Below are 14,740 nucleotides of genomic sequence, written 5' to 3'. Positions count from 1 at the left end.
CATGTCGGGAGGTCAGATTTCCGCCTGGACTGCAAAGGTACCGGGCCAAGCCTCTATTTCAGAGAAGCAAGATGAATGTTGTCGTAGTAGAATCTCCAGCCAAGGCCAAGACAATCAACAAATATCTCGGCGCCGGCTACAAGGTTCTCGCCTCGTTCGGCCATGTGCGCGATCTTCCGGCCAAGGATGGGTCGGTACTTCCCGACCAGGATTTTGAAATGTCCTGGGAGGTCGACAGCGCGTCCCAGAAGCGCATCAAGGACATTGCCGATGCCGTGAAGGGCTCGGACGGGCTCTTCCTCGCCACCGACCCGGATCGCGAAGGCGAAGCGATCTCCTGGCACGTGCTCGATCTTTTGAAGAAGCGGCGGGTTCTCGGCGACAAGCCGGTCAAGCGCGTCGTCTTCAACGCCATCACCAAGAAGGCCGTGCTCGACGCCATGGCCAGTCCGCGCGATATCGACGTGCCGCTGGTGGATGCCTATCTTGCCCGCCGCGCGCTCGATTATCTCGTCGGCTTCAACCTGTCGCCGGTGCTCTGGCGCAAGCTGCCGGGCGCCCGCTCCGCCGGCCGCGTGCAGTCGGTTGCGCTCAGGCTCGTCTGCGACCGCGAGTCGGAGATCGAGCGCTTCGTCTCGGAAGAATACTGGAACCTCTCGGCGCTGCTCCGCACGCCGCGCGGCGACGACTTCGAGGCGCGCCTCGTTTCGGCCGACGGCAAGCGCTTGCCGCCCCGAGGCATCAAAACCGGCGACGACGCCAACCGGTTGAAGGCGCTGCTCGACGGCGCGGCCTATGTGGTGGAGTCGGTCGAGGCGAAACCCGTCAAGCGCAATCCCGGCCCGCCCTTCACCACGTCCACCCTGCAGCAGGCCGCGTCCTCCAATCTCGGCTTCAACGCGTCGCGCACCATGCAGGTGGCGCAGAAGCTCTACGAAGGCGTCGATATCGGCGGCGAGACGGTCGGCCTCATCACCTATATGCGTACGGACGGCGTGCAGATGGCCCCGGAAGCGATCGAGGCCGCCCGCCACGCCATTGCCGACCAGTTCGGCGAACGCTACCTGCCGGAAAAGGCGCGCTTCTACTCCACCAAGGCGAAGAATGCCCAGGAGGCCCACGAAGCGATCCGGCCGACCGACTTCAATCGGTCGCCTGACAAGGTGCGCCGCTATCTCGACGCCGATCAGGCTCGCCTCTACGAGATCATCTGGAAGCGCGGCATCGCGAGCCAGATGGCGTCGGCCGAGATCGAACGCACCACGGTCGACATCCTCGCCGACAATAACGGCCAGAAGGCGGGCCTCCGCGCCGTCGGTTCCGTCATCCGCTTCGACGGCTTCCTCGGCGCTTATGTCGACAGCCGCGAGGATGCCGACAAAACCGAGGATGACGAGGAGGATGGCCGCCTTCCCGAGATCAACGCGCGCGAAAAGCTCGACAAGCGCAAGGTGGATGCGAGCCAGCATTTCACCGAACCGCCGCCGCGTTATTCGGAAGCCTCGCTGATCAAGAAGATGGAAGAACTCGGCATCGGCCGCCCCTCCACCTATGCCGCGACGCTCACGACGCTGCGCGACCGCGAATACGTGACGATCGACAAGCGCAAGCTCGTGCCGGAAGCCAAGGGCCGGCTGGTGACCGCCTTCCTCGAAAGCTTCTTCACGAAATACGTGGAATACGATTTCACCGCCGATCTCGAAGAAAAGCTCGACAAAATCTCCGCCGGCGAGCTCGACTGGAAGCAGGTGCTTCGAGAGTTCTGGCAGGATTTCTTCAGCCAGATCGAGGATACCAAGGAGCTGCGCGTCACCAATGTGCTCGATGCGCTGAACGAGGCGCTGGCCCCGCTCGTCTTCCCGAAACGGGACGACGGCAGCGATCCGCGCATCTGCCAGGTCTGCGGCACCGGCCAGCTTTCGCTGAAGCTCGGCAAATACGGCGCCTTCGTCGGCTGCTCGAACTATCCGGAGTGCAACTACACCCGCCAGCTTTCCTCCGAAGGCGGCACGGAGGCGGAAGCGAATGGCCTCAACGAACCGAAGGCGCTCGGCAACGATCCGCATACCGGCGAGCCGCTGACCCTGCGCTCGGGGCGTTTCGGGCCCTATATCCAGCGCGGCGACGGCAAGGATGCCAAGCGCGCCTCGCTGCCGAAGGGCTGGAAGCCCGAAGATATCGACTACGAGAAGGCGCTGGCGCTGATCAGCCTGCCGCGCGACGTGGGCAAGCATCCGGAAACCGGCAAGATGATCTCGACCGGCATCGGCCGCTACGGCCCGTTCGTGCTGCATGACGGGACCTATGCGAACCTGGAATCGGTCGAGGACGTATTCACGATCGGCCTCAACCGCGCCGTCACCGTGCTTGCCGAAAAGCAGAGCAAGAACGGCGCGAACGGCCGGACCCGCGGCACGCCCGCGGCGCTGAAGGAACTGGGCGATCATCCGGACGGCGGCACCGTCACCGTGCGCGACGGCCGTTACGGGCCTTACGTCAACTGGGGGAAGGTCAATGCGACGCTGCCGAAAGGCATGGATCCACAATCGGTGACGATGGAACAGGCGATCGCGCTCATCGTCGAGAAGGGCGGCAAGGCCTCCTCCGGCAAGGCGAAGCCAAAGAAAGCAGCGGCCAAAGCCAGCGGCGACACAAAAAAGGCCGCTCCCAAGGCCAAGACGGCAGTCAAGGCTACGGCAAAGAAGACAGCCGCACCAAGGGCGAAGAAGACGGGCACGTGAGAGAACCGCGCGACAGATCGAGGCCTTCGGGCAGACGCCCGGACAGAACCGTCCGCGGGAAAGCCTCTTCGACGGGCGAGACACCGGTCATCATCCACGGTGCCGTGCCGCCGCGCGAGGTCCTGCTCGAATTCATTGCCGACAATCCCGACCGCGCCTCGAAGCGGGAGATCGCCAAGGCCTTCGGGCTCAAAGGCGAGACCCGCGTCGAGCTCAAGGACCTGCTGAGGACGCTGGAGGAGGAAGGTCTCCTCACCAAGAGCCGCAAGTCGCTGACGCGCCCCGGCGCCCTGCCGCCGGTCACCGTGCTCGACATCACCACCCGCGACAAGGACGGCGACCTCATCGGCCGCCCGGCGGAATGGCCGGACGAACAGGGCGTTGCACCGGCCGTGCTCATCCGCCAGCCGTCGGAAAACCGCGGTAAGGGCAAGACGCCGGCTGCGGGTTTGAACGACCGGGTGCTTGCAAAAATCTTCCCGAACAAGGACCGGGCCGGCCCCGCCTATACGGCTCGGGTCATCAAGCTCCTCGACCGCCGCAGCAATGCCTCGCTCGGCGTCGTCAAAAAGCTTGCGGACGGCGAAATCCGCCTGCTGCCGGTTGATCGGCGCGGCGAGGAAATGGTCATCGAGCGCGAGGATCTCGGCGAGGCGAAGGACGGCGACCTGGTCGAGACGGAAGTCGCCCGCCCCAGCCGTTTCGGCCTGTCGCGTGCCCGCGTTCTCTCGGTCATCGGATCGGTCGCCTCGGAAAAGGCGATCTCGATGATCGCCATCTATGCCCATGGCATTCCGCACATTTTTCCGAAACCCGTGCTCGACGAGGCAGAAGCGGCCAAGCCCGCCACCATGTCGAAACGCGAAGACTGGCGCGACCTGCCGCTCATCACCATCGACCCGGCCGACGCCAAGGATCACGACGACGCCGTCTATGCCGAGCCCGACCCCTCGCCAGACAATCCGGACGGCGTGATCGTCACCGTGGCGATCGCCGACGTCTCCTGGTACGTACGGGCCGGCTCGCCTCTCGACCGCGAGGCGTTGAAACGCGGCAACTCCGTCTATTTTCCCGACCGCGTCGTGCCGATGCTGCCGGAGCGCATCTCCAACGACCTCTGCTCGCTGCGCGAAGGCGAGGACCGGCCGGCGATCGCCGTGCGCATGGTGTTCTCGAAGGAAGGCCGCAAAGCGGGCCACACCTTCCATCGCATCATGATGAAGAGCGCCGCCAAGCTCTCCTATCAACAAGCCCAGGCCGCGATCGACGGCAAGTCGGACGACAAGACCGGCCCGCTCCTCGAACCGATCCTGAAACCGCTCTGGCATGCCTATTCCGTGCTGAAGCGCGGTCGCGACCGCCGCCAGCCGCTCGAACTCGACATGCCGGAGCGCAAGATCGTCTTGAAACCAGACGGCACGGTCGATCGCGTCTTCGTGCCGGAACGGCTCGACGCCCACAAGCTCATCGAAGAGATGATGATCCAGGCGAATGTCGCCGCCGCCGAAACACTGGAGAAGAAGCGCCAGCCGCTCGTCTACCGCATCCACGACGCCCCCTCGCTCGCCAAGCAGGAGAGCCTGCGCGAATTCCTGGCGACGCTCGGCATCTCCATGGCCAAGGGCGGCCAGGTGCGCGCCAATTCCTTCAACGGCATCCTCGCCAGGGCCGAGGACACGCCGCATCAGACGATGGTCAACGAAATGGTGCTGCGCTCGCAGAGCCAGGCGATCTACAGTCCCGAGAATATCGGTCATTTCGGCCTCAACCTGATGAAATACGCGCATTTCACCTCGCCGATCCGCCGCTATGCGGACCTGATCGTGCATCGCGCGCTCGTCGGCTCGCTGGGGCTCGGCGAAGGCGGCATCAGCGCGGAAGAAGAGGCGCAGCTCGATGATATCGCCGCGGAAATCTCCACCTTCGAGCGGCGCGCCATGGCGGCCGAGCGCGATACGATAAACCGCCTCATCGCTCACCATCTTTCGGCGCGAATCGGCGAAGAATTCGAGGGCCGCGTCTCCGGCGTCACCAAGGCAGGACTATTTGTTTCGCTTCCGACCTATGGCGCGGACGGTTTCGTCCCTATATCCACGCTCGGCAACGACTACTTCATCTACGACGAGGCGCATCAGGCGCTCTCCGGAGAGAAGACCGGCCTCGGCTATCAGCTCGGCGATACGGTCGACGTGCGGCTTGCGGAAGCGATCCCGCTTGCAGGCGCGCTGCGATTCGAGATGCTGAGCGAAGGCAAGAAGCTGCCGACGGCGATCCGCTCCTTCCATAAGTCCGGGAGGCGCGACCGATCCACCGGCCGGGCAAAGCCCGGCACACGGCCGCCGCGCGGGCGAAGGAGATAGGATGCAGAAGAGCGAACAGGCGGTCCGGTATGGCGGTGCCCAGGAGGCCGAACGGCCGCTCGGGCGCTCCATTCAGCGGGGGATGCTCGGCCGCTGCCCCAATTGCGGCACGGGCCATCTGTTCCGGGCCTTCCTGAAGCCGGTCGACGCCTGCTCCGTTTGCGGCGAGGACATGTTTCACCATCGAGCCGACGACCTGCCGGCCTATCTCGTCATCGTCGTCGTCGGCCACGTGCTTATGACCGGCTATATGCTGACCGACATGGTCTTGCGCGTTTCCCCCTGGGTGCACCTTGCCATCTGGGTGCCGCTTGCGATTCTCGCCGCGCTTCTGACCATCCAGCCGATCAAGGGCGGCGTCATCGGCCTGCAATGGGCGCTGAAGATGCACGGCTTCGGCGGTCACGACGACGAGACGGTCGATCCCGGCACTGATTCCCGCAGGGGCGGGCCGTCCGCATGATTTCCTCCACCGAGGAACATGTGCCGTCCGCCATGGACGCGCCAAAACACGCGCGGATTGCGGGCGTGAAGCCCAAGGATGCGGCATCGCTGATCCTGATCGACCGCTCTACGAAAAGCCCCCGCGTGCTGATGGGCCGGCGCGGCAGCGGCCATGTCTTCATGCCTGACGTCTACGTCTTTCCTGGCGGGCGGCGCGATGCCCGCGACCACGCTCTCCCCTTCGGGGCCGATCTCGATCCGCTGGTCCTTGAAAAGCTGCTTTCCGGTGCCTCGTCCCGCATGACGCCAAGCCGCGCACGTGCGCTTGCGCTCGCGGCACTCAGGGAACTCCGCGAAGAGACCGGGCTTGCCGGCGCTACCTCCGCCGATCTTTCCCGGCTGCGCTATGTCGCCCGCGCGATCACGCCGCCGGGCAACGTGCGGCGCTACGATACCCGCTTCTTCCTCGCCTTTTCGGATGAAACACCTTTCGACATGACGCATTTGGGCGATTCCAGCGAGCTTCAGGACGTGCGCTGGCTTGACATTGCCGAGCTTTCCGGTCTGAAACTCCCGCGCATCACGCAGGCGGTATTGGAGGACGTGCAAAACCTGATGTCAGCCGATCCGTCTTTACCGTTCGGAACTCCGGTATCCTTCTACTTCATGCGTCACGGACGCTTCGTCCGCAGCCGACTGTAAGGAACACTGAATGCCACAGCCGACGACCGACGCCAACGGCCATGTCGAGGAGATCCACTGGCCATCGCTGATCGCCGCCATCTCCGCCATCAGCGCGGTCGGCATCGCTATCGGCCTCGGCCTGCCTCTCCTTAGCATTATCCTGGAAAAGCGCGGCATCCCCTCCACCCTGATCGGCCTGAACGCGGCCATGGCCGGCATCGCCTCCATGCTCGCGGCGCCCGTCACCACCAAGCTTGCGCATGACTACGGCGTGGCGAAAACCATGATGTTCGCCGTGCTGGTCGCGGCCCTGAGCGCCATCGGCTTTTACTATGCGGACGCCTTCTGGATGTGGTTTCCGCTGCGCTTCACCTTCCATGGCGCGACGACGACGCTCTTCATCCTATCGGAGTTCTGGATCAACGAAGCAGCGCCGCCACGGCGCCGCGGCCTCGTACTCGGCATCTATGCCACCGTTCTGGCGATCGGCTTCGCCATCGGGCCCCTGCTTTTTTCAGCCCTCGGCAGCGAGGGCATCCTGCCCTTCCTGGTCGGGGCCGGCATCATCCTGCTCGCGGTTATCCCGATCTTCATCGCGCGGCACGAAAGCCCCGTGCTCGACACCAAGCCGGAACGGCATTTCTTCCATTACATCTTCCTGGTGCCGACCGCGACGGCGGCGGTCTTCGCCTTCGGCGCGGTGTCGGCGGGCGGCCTTTCCCTCTTCCCGATCTATGCGCTTCGCGAGCAGCTCAGCGAAGCTCAGGCAGCCGTGCTGCTCACGGTGATGGGCATCGGCAACATGGCTTTCCAGATCCCGCTCGGCCTCTACTCTGACCGGCTGCGCGACCGGCGGCCGCTCCTGACCGCCATGGCGGTCCTCGGCGTCCTGGGCTCGCTGGCGCTGCCCCTTCTCATCCAGAACTGGATGATGATGGCGGTGGTCCTGTTCTTCTGGGGCGGATGCGTCTCCGGCCTCTACACGGTGGGCCTGGCCCATCTCGGATCGCGCCTCAGCGGTCCGGATCTGGTTGCCGCCAATGCCGCCTTCATCTTCTGTTATGCCGTCGGCACGGTGGCCGGCCCGCAGGGCATCGGTGCCGCGATCGACATCGCCGGCAATGACGGTTTTGCCTGGGCGCTAGCCGCATTCTTCGGCTTTTACGTGCTGGTTTCCGTCTGCCGTTTGCTTTTCCAGTCAAAACGGAGTTGACTTTTCGGGCGCGATTTGTAATTTCGCGCCAGATTTCGCCGTGGACCTACCCGCGTCCACGGCTTCATTTTTCTCAGAGGCAGAACGACCATGGCGAAAGCTACGACCATCAAGATCAAGCTGCTGTCGACGGCTGACACCGGTTTCTTCTACGTCACGACGAAGAACAGCCGCACGATGACGGACAAGATGACGAAGACCAAGTACGACCCGATTGCCAAGAAGCACGTCGAGTTCAAGGAAACCAAGATCAAGTAAGCCTTGATCCCGAGGTTATCGAAGGGCGCCTATCGACCAGGTCGGGCGCCTTTTCTTTTTGCCTTTTTCCCGGAATCGTGTGATCTAAAATAACGCTGGCCGCCCGGAACGAAAAAAGCGCCGCTCCTTCTCAGGATGCGGCGCCTTTGAAACGGGGGTCGACCAGCCTGCAATCACGGCACGAGGAACCGCTTTGGCATGCCTGCCGGTCGACCGACCCCACGACCCAGGAGATGCGGCGGACCTGAGCATCATGGGGTATGGCTGCCCTTTTCAGGACCTACACCTTCGTTGGCCTCAAAATTGCGCAAAACAAAAAGAAAATCAACAGATTCTTAATCCGGCTGCGATCTATTTTGGTTGTTGGTTAAAATTCGCAACGGGAAATCGCGCCCCTCCCGCTTTCTCCATACAGGCCGAAAGTTACCCCAAGAATATCATATTTTTACATTTGCTTAAATTCTTGGAACATTTCGCTGTATTCAAGAATAACTTGCGAGACGACTGCCTTTCGCCTTCCGCCATGCGAAAAGTTGAATGCTGATCGGCTCAGCTATTCTCCAGCAGATGATCTAAAGCGCCGCAGGATACATTTGAAATTTCTTGAATGCACTGCAGCAGCAGAATTTTCCGACCACTGTTCATAAAAGTTCTTTCACTAATTCGCACCTGCAAAAAATGAGCGCCGGCAGCCAGTAATCAAGGATCGGAAACTTTTTTCCACAGCGCTTCTCCGCCTCGAGTGACCGGACGCTATCCCGCGGCTGCGAGCGCCTCTCAGGCCGCGGCTGCGACGACCCTGTTGCGCCCGCCGTTCTTGGCTTCGTAGAGCGCGCGATCGGCCTGCTTCAGCAGTTGCTCCGGGGTTTCGGCACCGTAAGTATTGCAAGCGATGCCGAGCGAGGCTGTGATGTTGAGCATGAGACCCGCCGCCTTCAGCGCGAAGGGCTGGCTCTCGATGATGCCGCGCAGGCGTTCGGCGATCGCGGCGGCCGCAGCGGCATCCGTATCGGGCATGACGACGACGAATTCCTCGCCGCCATAGCGGCAGGCGAGGTCCGCCCCCCTTACCGTCGAGCGGATGCGGGCCGCGAACTCCTTCAGCACTTCGTCGCCCGCATCATGCCCGTAGGTATCGTTGACCGACTTGAAGCGATCGATATCGGTGATACAGACCGACAAAGGCCGGGAGCGTGCGGCGGCGCGGTTGAACAGCACCTTGAGGTGATTGTCGAGATAACGCCGGTTGTTGAGGCCGGTCAAGCCGTCGGTCACGGCAAGCTCGATCGTCTGTTGGACGCTTGTCCTCAGACGGTCGTTATAGCGCTTGCGCTTGATCTGGGTGAGCACGCGGGCGACAAGCTCGTTCGGATCAATCGGCCGGATGATGTAGTCGTTGACGCCGAGTTCGAGCGCCCGGACGATGACGTCGTCGGCCCCGAGATCGGTCACCAGAAGCAACGGCAGGAAGCGCGTGCGTTCCAGCGAGCGAAGCTGCGAGCAGAGGCGCAAGGGATCGTATTCGTCGAAATTGGCATTGACGATCACCAGGTCGACCGGATTTTCGGCCGCCTCGAAAAGTGCGGCCTGCGGGTCCGACATGGCGATCACCTCGGCGATCGGCTTCAGCGCCTTGATGATGCGCTCCTGCGAACTCGCGCGCCCGTCGACGAGCAGGACCTGGGCCGCCTCGTCGCGCCCATCCGTCCCTTTCAGCATGTCTTCGAGCGCGATATTGTTCGCGGTATCGGCGCGGATGCGCAGTTCGTCGCTCAGCGCCTTCAGCCGCACAAGGCTCTTCACCCGCGAGATGAGTTGCAGGTCGTTGACCGGCTTGGTGAGGAAATCGTCGGCACCGGCTTTCAGACCGCGCACGCGATCGGAAGGCTGATCGAGCGCGGTGACGATGACGACCGGGATGTGGGCGGTGCGGGGATTGGCCTTCAGCCTTTCGCAGACCTCGAACCCGTCGAGTCCCGGCATCATGATGTCGAGCAGGATCAGGTCCACATGGGTGCTGTCGCAGATCGCAAGTGCCTTGTAACCGTCATCGGCCGTCAGCACGTCGAAATATTCCGCGAGAAGCCGGGCTTCGAGCAGCTTCACATTCGCCGGAATATCGTCGACCACCAATATGCGCGCCGTCATGACGTCCGCCCCGATCTCATGCGTCACCCAGATAGGTCTTGATCGTCTCGATGAACTTCGGCACCGAGATGGGCTTGGAGACATAGGCTTCGCAACCGCCCTGGCGGATGCGCTCCTCGTCTCCCTTCATGGCGAAGGCGGTTACTGCGATCACCGGAATGATGTGCAGCTCGTCGTCTTCCTTGAGCCATTTGGTGACTTCGAGGCCGGAAACTTCCGGAAGCTGGATATCCATGAGGATGAGGTCGGGGCGATGCTTGCGGGCAAGATCGAGCGCTTCCATCCCGTTGCGGGTCTGGATCGTGTCGTAACCGGATGCTTCGATCAGGTCGCGGAAGAGCTTCATGTTCAGCTCATTGTCCTCGACAATCATCACCCGTTTGGGCATGGCTATCCGTTCCTTGCAAGTGTGCCTTAGGTATATAAGCTCTCGGAACGGTCGTTTCCACAGAGCCCCCGTTTAGCCACGGTAAGGCCATTTAGTTGAAAAATAGGTAACTTGACAGACAATGCCGCGAGAACCTGAATACAATCGACGCAATTCGGCCGATGCAGAAGAAACGGCAGCCGCCATTCTCGGCTGGCTTGCCAACGAACCGGATATGCTTGGCCGTTTCCTGGCGCTGTCCGGCCTGCAGGCAAACCAGTTGCGCGGCGCGGTGAACGATCCGGGTTTTCTCGCCGGAATGATCGACTTCCTGATGGGGCACGAGCCGACGCTGCTTGCCTTCTGCGAGGCGACCGGCACCAAGCCGGAAGCCTTGGCCGCCGCCTGGCTCCACTACTCCGGCCCCGTTTCCGGCGAGTTTTGACATGACCGACATCCTCGCGCTCTCCACCGATCTCTCCCATATCCGCCTCGGCGACCGGCCGCTCGTCGTCTGCGACGTCGACGACGTGGTGCTGCATTTCGTAGCGCCCTTCCAGGACTTCCTGCGCGGAGAAGGCCACGAGCTCCTGCCCCGCTCCTTCCGCCTCACCGGCAATATCGTTTCCATCGAGACTCAGGTTGCGCTTGAACCGATGGACGTCCGGCGGTTGATCGAGACCTTTTTCGAATTGCAGGAGAACTGGCAGCTTCCGTTCGATCTCGTCGTCCAGACCCTCGAGCGTCTTTCCGGCGAAGCTGATGTCGTCTTCCTCACCGCGATGCCGCCGCGTTATCGGGAGCAGCGCCGCCGTCTGCTGGACCGGCTGGGGCTGCCCTTCCCGCTGATTGCCAGCGAAGAACCGAAAGGACCGATCATGCACCGTCTGCATGCGGGCCGCCCTCTGCCTTCGGTCTTCATCGACGATATGGCGCATAATCTCCATTCGGTAAGGGATCATGTTTCTCGCTCCCTGCTCCTGCATATGATGCCCGACTCGCCCTTGCACCTGCTTGCGCCGAAACCCGCCGACGACATCGCGCGGGCGACCGACTGGCCGCATGCCGCCGAACTGATCCGCGCGCATATCCGGCAACAAGCCGCCTGAGGTCAGAGCGTCAGCCGCATCAGAGGCCGGCCCTCTTTCCGCCGCGCGACTTCGGCAAAACCGGCTGCCTCGAACACTCTCATCGAGCCGACATAAAGGCCGAGCGATTTCGACGTCTTCGCCTGCTCCATGGGACAGCTTTCGAGGATGCGCGCGCCGCTCTCCCGGGCAAAACGGACTGCAGCGTCCAGGATCCGATGACTGTTGCCCTTCCCGCGATAATGGCTGCCGATGAAGAAGCAGCTCACGGCCCAGACCGACGGGTCCTCCGCATCGGCCGGGTCCAGCGGTCGCGACACGGTGCGCGGCGAATTCCACCGCGGAACGTCGGCGCGCGGCCCCACCTGCACCCAGGCGGCCGGCTGCTCACCGATATAGCCCAGCACGCCGGGCGGCGGCCCATGCTCGATCCGCGTGTGAATGAATTCCTTCTTCGCCGCTCCATCGAGAACCTTCCGCTCCGGGGCCGGCATCCGGAAATAGGTGCACCAACAGCCGTAACAGGCGCCGTTCGGCCCGAAGAGCGTCACGAAATCGTCCCATCTGTCGGGCGTCAGTGGATAGGCTGAGAAGACGTCCATACCGGCTCGCTTATCTCTTGAGACTCGCAAGCTTACGGCCTATTGTTGCGATGTTCAACCTTTGTTCCCACCATGACACCCGTGCCTGACAAGACACCCGGCTTCTGTCGCGACTGCCTTGCGGAGCAGAAGGCGGAAACACGCCGGTGCCGCGCCTGCGGCAGCCCCCGCCTCGTCTATCACAGGGAACTTTACGATCTCACGCTGGCGCATATCGACTGCGACGCCTTCTACGCCATGATCGAAAAGCGCGACAATCCGGACCTCGCCGACAGGCCGGTGATCATCGGCGGCGGAAAACGCGGCGTCGTCTCGACCGCCTGCTACATCGCCCGAATCAACGGCGTGCGCTCGGCCATGCCCATGTTCAAGGCGCTGGAGCTCTGCCCCGAGGCCGTCGTCATTCCGCCGAACATGGAAAAATACGTGACTGTCGGCCGCCAGGTGCGGCAGATGATGATGGATCTCACGCCGCTCGTGCAGCCGCTTTCCATCGACGAAGCCTTCCTCGAACTCGCCGGCACGGAAAGACTGCATCACGACCCGCCGGCGCGCATCCTCGCCAGGCTTGCCACGCGCGTTCAAAATGAACTCGGCATCACCATCTCCATCGGTCTCTCGTACTGCAAGTTCCTCGCCAAGGTCGCTTCCGACCTCCAGAAGCCGCGCGGCTTTTCGGTGGTCGGCCGGCAGGAGGCGCTGGAATTTCTGGCGGCCCGCCCCGTCACCACCATCTGGGGCGTCGGCAAGGCCTTCAACGCGGCGCTGGAGGCCGATGGCATCCGCACCATCGGTCAGTTCCAGGCCATGGACGAAGCCGATCTGATGCGCCGCTACGGCACGATGGGTCAGCGGCTCTACCGGCTCGCGCGGGGCATCGACGACCGGGAGGTGCATCCGAACGAGGCGGCGAAAAGCGTCTCGGCGGAAACCACGTTCTTCGACGACATTTCCCGTCACGACGAACTCGTGCCGATCCTGCGCCGGCTTTCAGAGAAGGTCTCGACGCGGTTGAAGAAGCACGGCATCGCCGGCCAGACCGTCGTGCTCAAGATGAAGACGGCCGATTTCAAGAGCCGCACCCGCAACAGGCGGCTGGAGGACCCGACGCAGCTTGCCGACCGCATTTTCCGGACCGGGCTCTCGCTGATGGAACGCGAGACCGACGGCACCAAATTCCGCCTCATCGGCATCGGCGTCACCGATCTCGTCGATCCGGCGCTCGCTGATCCGCCGGACCTCGTCGACAGGCAGGCGGGGCGCCGCGCTGCCGCGGAAGCGGCCATGGACAAGCTGCGCGACAAGTTCGGCAAGGCGGCGGTGGAGACCGGATACACGTTCGGAAACCGCCGGCGGGATGCGTGAAAGGTGACCCGTTTTTAACCATGAACCTAAGATTATCGGCGCTGTCGAAAATCTTCCTTAACCTGATGCGCTAATATGCGGCTCGTGTATTGCGTATGGGGTCTTGTATGTTGCGTCACCTGGTTTTCGGGTTTGGTCTCCTGTCTGCGACGATGCTGTCGCATGCGGCTTTCGCGGGAACGGCCGGCACGCTGCAGATCATCATTTCCAAGGACAAACAATCGCTTACCGTCTATGACGGCGATACCGTCGTGACTACCTCGAAGGTTTCCACCGGCAAGGCCGGCCACACGACGCCGAGCGGCATCTTCTCGATCCTCGAAAAGCGCAAATATCACGAATCGAACATCTATTCGAACGCGCCCATGCCGTGGATGCAGCGGCTGACATGGTCCGGCATCGCGCTTCATGAGGGCGTGGTACCGAACTATCCCGCATCGCACGGCTGCATCCGCATGCCGGGCGCATTCGCCAAGTCGCTCTACCAGATGACCGAGCGCGGCGCGCATGTTCTCGTCACCGACGCCCCGGTCGCGCCGGAGCGCGTCCAGAGCGCCAATCTCTTCCTGCCGCGCAAGCCGCTGCCGAGCGGACCGCTCTTCCCGGATGTCGAGCTCAGAACCTCCTCGATCCAGGGAGCTTCCAAGCCGGTCGAAGTGGCGATGAACGTCGTTCCGAACAATCCCGCCCATCCGGGCGTCGTGACGGATGCGGCGACGGCGACCGGCGCGGCCGAGGAACAAAAGGCAGCACCGTTGCGCATCCTCATCACCCGGCGCGGCGAGCGCGAAACTCTGATGGATGCCCAGGTGCTGCTGCAGGACCTGGGTTTCGAGACCGGCGGCGCCGACGGTTTCGCCGGTCCCCTGACCCGCAGCGCGATCGCAGGCTTCAAGCGCTGGAAGAACCTCTCCCTCAAAGGGCCGCTCGTGACGCCGGAATTCCTTGCCGCGCTCTACGAGTCGGCCGGCAAGCCGCAACCGCCGGCCGGCCAGATCATGGTGCGGCAGAATTTCGAGCCGCTGTTCGAGGCGCCGGTCGGCATCAAGGATCCGGAAATCGCGCTCGGCACGCATTTCTTCACCGTCGACGAGCTGGACCGCCGGGCCGAAACCGCCGAATGGCACGGCGTGACACTGCCGAACGAGCTCAGCGCCGCGACGATGCGGCGGCTCGGGATCACCGTCACCGACGGTCCCGATACCCTTGGTGCCGCCCGGGCGATTGATCGAATCGAAATTCCGGCCGACCTTCGGGACCGGATCGAAACGCTGATGACGGATGGCACTTCGATCACGATCAATGATGAAGGCCTCGGACCCGAAACTGGAAAAGGCACCGACTTCGTGACCGTCACGCGATCCCAGCCCAAGGCCACCGAGGTCGAGGCATCCATTGTCAAACGTCGCCCGGTGCGCCAACCGCAAGCCGCGCAGAGCCGCCGCATGATCGGCCTTTATTGAGAAATAC

At 62.9% G+C, this 14,740-nt stretch carries 13 protein-coding genes; 10 read left to right on the top strand and 3 right to left on the bottom strand.

The features are described 5' to 3' along the window. The first annotated feature begins 71 nt into the window (after positions 1 to 71). The 6 genes from topA (at position 72) to rpmG (ending at position 7,700) form a co-directional block, all read left to right on the top strand. A complete protein-coding gene (topA, locus tag ACMGE0_RS08075; RefSeq protein ID WP_436815346.1) occupies positions 72 to 2,741 on the top strand; it encodes a type I DNA topoisomerase in 2,670 nt (889 codons plus the stop codon). Then, positions 2,738 to 5,101, top strand: a complete 2,364-nt coding sequence (rnr, locus tag ACMGE0_RS08070; protein ID WP_436815345.1) for a ribonuclease R — start codon at positions 2,738 to 2,740, stop codon at positions 5,099 to 5,101. Before topA ends, rnr begins: the two co-directional genes overlap by 4 nt. 1 nt (position 5,102) lies before the next feature. Beyond that, on the top strand, positions 5,103 to 5,564 hold the full coding sequence (locus ACMGE0_RS08065; protein WP_436815344.1) for a DUF983 domain-containing protein: 462 nt from the start codon (positions 5,103 to 5,105) through the stop codon (positions 5,562 to 5,564). After that, the gene (locus ACMGE0_RS08060) at positions 5,561 to 6,247 is read left to right on the top strand and encodes an NUDIX hydrolase (protein WP_436815343.1); all 687 of its coding nucleotides are present in this window, start codon (positions 5,561 to 5,563) and stop codon (positions 6,245 to 6,247) included. Before ACMGE0_RS08065 ends, ACMGE0_RS08060 begins: the two co-directional genes overlap by 4 nt. Positions 6,248 to 6,257: 10 nt before the next feature. Then, positions 6,258 to 7,442: an MFS transporter gene (locus ACMGE0_RS08055; RefSeq protein WP_436815342.1), complete on the top strand. Its 1,185-nt coding sequence runs from the start codon at positions 6,258 to 6,260 to the stop codon at positions 7,440 to 7,442. Between the two features lie 90 nt (positions 7,443 to 7,532). Next, on the top strand, positions 7,533 to 7,700 hold the full coding sequence (rpmG, locus tag ACMGE0_RS08050; protein WP_003587245.1) for a 50S ribosomal protein L33: 168 nt from the start codon (positions 7,533 to 7,535) through the stop codon (positions 7,698 to 7,700). Between the two features lie 777 nt (positions 7,701 to 8,477). On the opposite strand, the gene ACMGE0_RS08045 is transcribed toward rpmG, so the two are convergent. Then, positions 8,478 to 9,848: a PleD family two-component system response regulator gene (locus tag ACMGE0_RS08045; protein ID WP_436815512.1), complete on the bottom strand. Its 1,371-nt coding sequence runs from the start codon at positions 9,846 to 9,848 to the stop codon at positions 8,478 to 8,480. A gap of 16 nt (positions 9,849 to 9,864) precedes the next feature. Further along, positions 9,865 to 10,236 carry a response regulator gene (locus ACMGE0_RS08040; protein ID WP_085423079.1) on the bottom strand — a complete coding sequence of 124 codons (372 nt, stop codon included), beginning with the start codon at positions 10,234 to 10,236 and terminating at the stop codon, positions 9,865 to 9,867. Positions 10,237 to 10,357: 121 nt separating this feature from the next. On the opposite strand from ACMGE0_RS08040, the gene ACMGE0_RS08035 reads away from it, so the two are divergent. Both ACMGE0_RS08035 and ACMGE0_RS08030 read left to right on the top strand, forming a co-directional pair. Beyond that, positions 10,358 to 10,660 carry a DUF3572 domain-containing protein gene (locus ACMGE0_RS08035; protein ID WP_436815341.1) on the top strand — a complete coding sequence of 101 codons (303 nt, stop codon included), beginning with the start codon at positions 10,358 to 10,360 and terminating at the stop codon, positions 10,658 to 10,660. 1 nt (position 10,661) lies between these two features. Next, positions 10,662 to 11,324 (top strand): hypothetical protein, encoded by a 663-nt coding sequence (locus ACMGE0_RS08030; RefSeq protein WP_436815340.1) that lies wholly within the window; start codon positions 10,662 to 10,664, stop codon positions 11,322 to 11,324. Positions 11,325 to 11,326: 2 nt separating this feature from the next. Here the strand turns inward: ACMGE0_RS08030 and ACMGE0_RS08025 are convergent, their stop codons facing one another. Further along, a complete protein-coding gene (locus ACMGE0_RS08025) occupies positions 11,327 to 11,905 on the bottom strand; it encodes a GNAT family N-acetyltransferase (RefSeq protein WP_436815339.1) in 579 nt (192 codons plus the stop codon). A gap of 72 nt (positions 11,906 to 11,977) precedes the next feature. Between ACMGE0_RS08025 and ACMGE0_RS08020 the strand changes: the two genes are divergently transcribed. Continuing rightward, the gene (locus tag ACMGE0_RS08020) at positions 11,978 to 13,270 is read left to right on the top strand and encodes a DNA polymerase IV (protein WP_436815338.1); all 1,293 of its coding nucleotides are present in this window, start codon (positions 11,978 to 11,980) and stop codon (positions 13,268 to 13,270) included. A 107-nt stretch (positions 13,271 to 13,377) separates the two neighbouring features. Beyond that, positions 13,378 to 14,733 (top strand): L,D-transpeptidase family protein, encoded by a 1,356-nt coding sequence (locus tag ACMGE0_RS08015; protein ID WP_436815337.1) that lies wholly within the window; start codon positions 13,378 to 13,380, stop codon positions 14,731 to 14,733. Positions 14,734 to 14,740: the final 7 nt, after the last annotated feature.

This window comes from Neorhizobium descurainiae, assembly GCF_051400715.1.
In the GTDB taxonomy this organism is placed as follows: domain Bacteria; phylum Pseudomonadota; class Alphaproteobacteria; order Rhizobiales; family Rhizobiaceae; genus Neorhizobium.
This window is presented reverse-complemented; position numbering and strand designations above follow the sequence as displayed.

Excerpts from the sequence above, each read along its gene's own strand:
- ACMGE0_RS08040 (WP_085423079.1), bottom strand. The coding sequence starts at position 10,236 with ATGCCCAAACGGGTGATGATTGTCGAGGACAATGAGCTGAACATGAAG.
- ACMGE0_RS08060 (WP_436815343.1), top strand. The coding sequence starts at position 5,561 with ATGATTTCCTCCACCGAGGAACATGTGCCGTCCGCCATGGACGCGCCA.
- ACMGE0_RS08025 (WP_436815339.1), bottom strand. The coding sequence starts at position 11,905 with ATGGACGTCTTCTCAGCCTATCCACTGACGCCCGACAGATGGGACGAT.
- ACMGE0_RS08015 (WP_436815337.1), top strand. The coding sequence starts at position 13,378 with ATGTTGCGTCACCTGGTTTTCGGGTTTGGTCTCCTGTCTGCGACGATG.
- topA (WP_436815346.1), top strand. The coding sequence starts at position 72 with ATGAATGTTGTCGTAGTAGAATCTCCAGCCAAGGCCAAGACAATCAAC.
- ACMGE0_RS08020 (WP_436815338.1), top strand. The coding sequence starts at position 11,978 with ATGACACCCGTGCCTGACAAGACACCCGGCTTCTGTCGCGACTGCCTT.
- rpmG (WP_003587245.1), top strand. The coding sequence starts at position 7,533 with ATGGCGAAAGCTACGACCATCAAGATCAAGCTGCTGTCGACGGCTGAC.
- ACMGE0_RS08030 (WP_436815340.1), top strand. The coding sequence starts at position 10,662 with ATGACCGACATCCTCGCGCTCTCCACCGATCTCTCCCATATCCGCCTC.
- ACMGE0_RS08065 (WP_436815344.1), top strand. The coding sequence starts at position 5,103 with ATGCAGAAGAGCGAACAGGCGGTCCGGTATGGCGGTGCCCAGGAGGCC.
- ACMGE0_RS08055 (WP_436815342.1), top strand. The coding sequence starts at position 6,258 with ATGCCACAGCCGACGACCGACGCCAACGGCCATGTCGAGGAGATCCAC.
- ACMGE0_RS08045 (WP_436815512.1), bottom strand. The coding sequence starts at position 9,848 with ATGACGGCGCGCATATTGGTGGTCGACGATATTCCGGCGAATGTGAAG.
- ACMGE0_RS08035 (WP_436815341.1), top strand. The coding sequence starts at position 10,358 with ATGCCGCGAGAACCTGAATACAATCGACGCAATTCGGCCGATGCAGAA.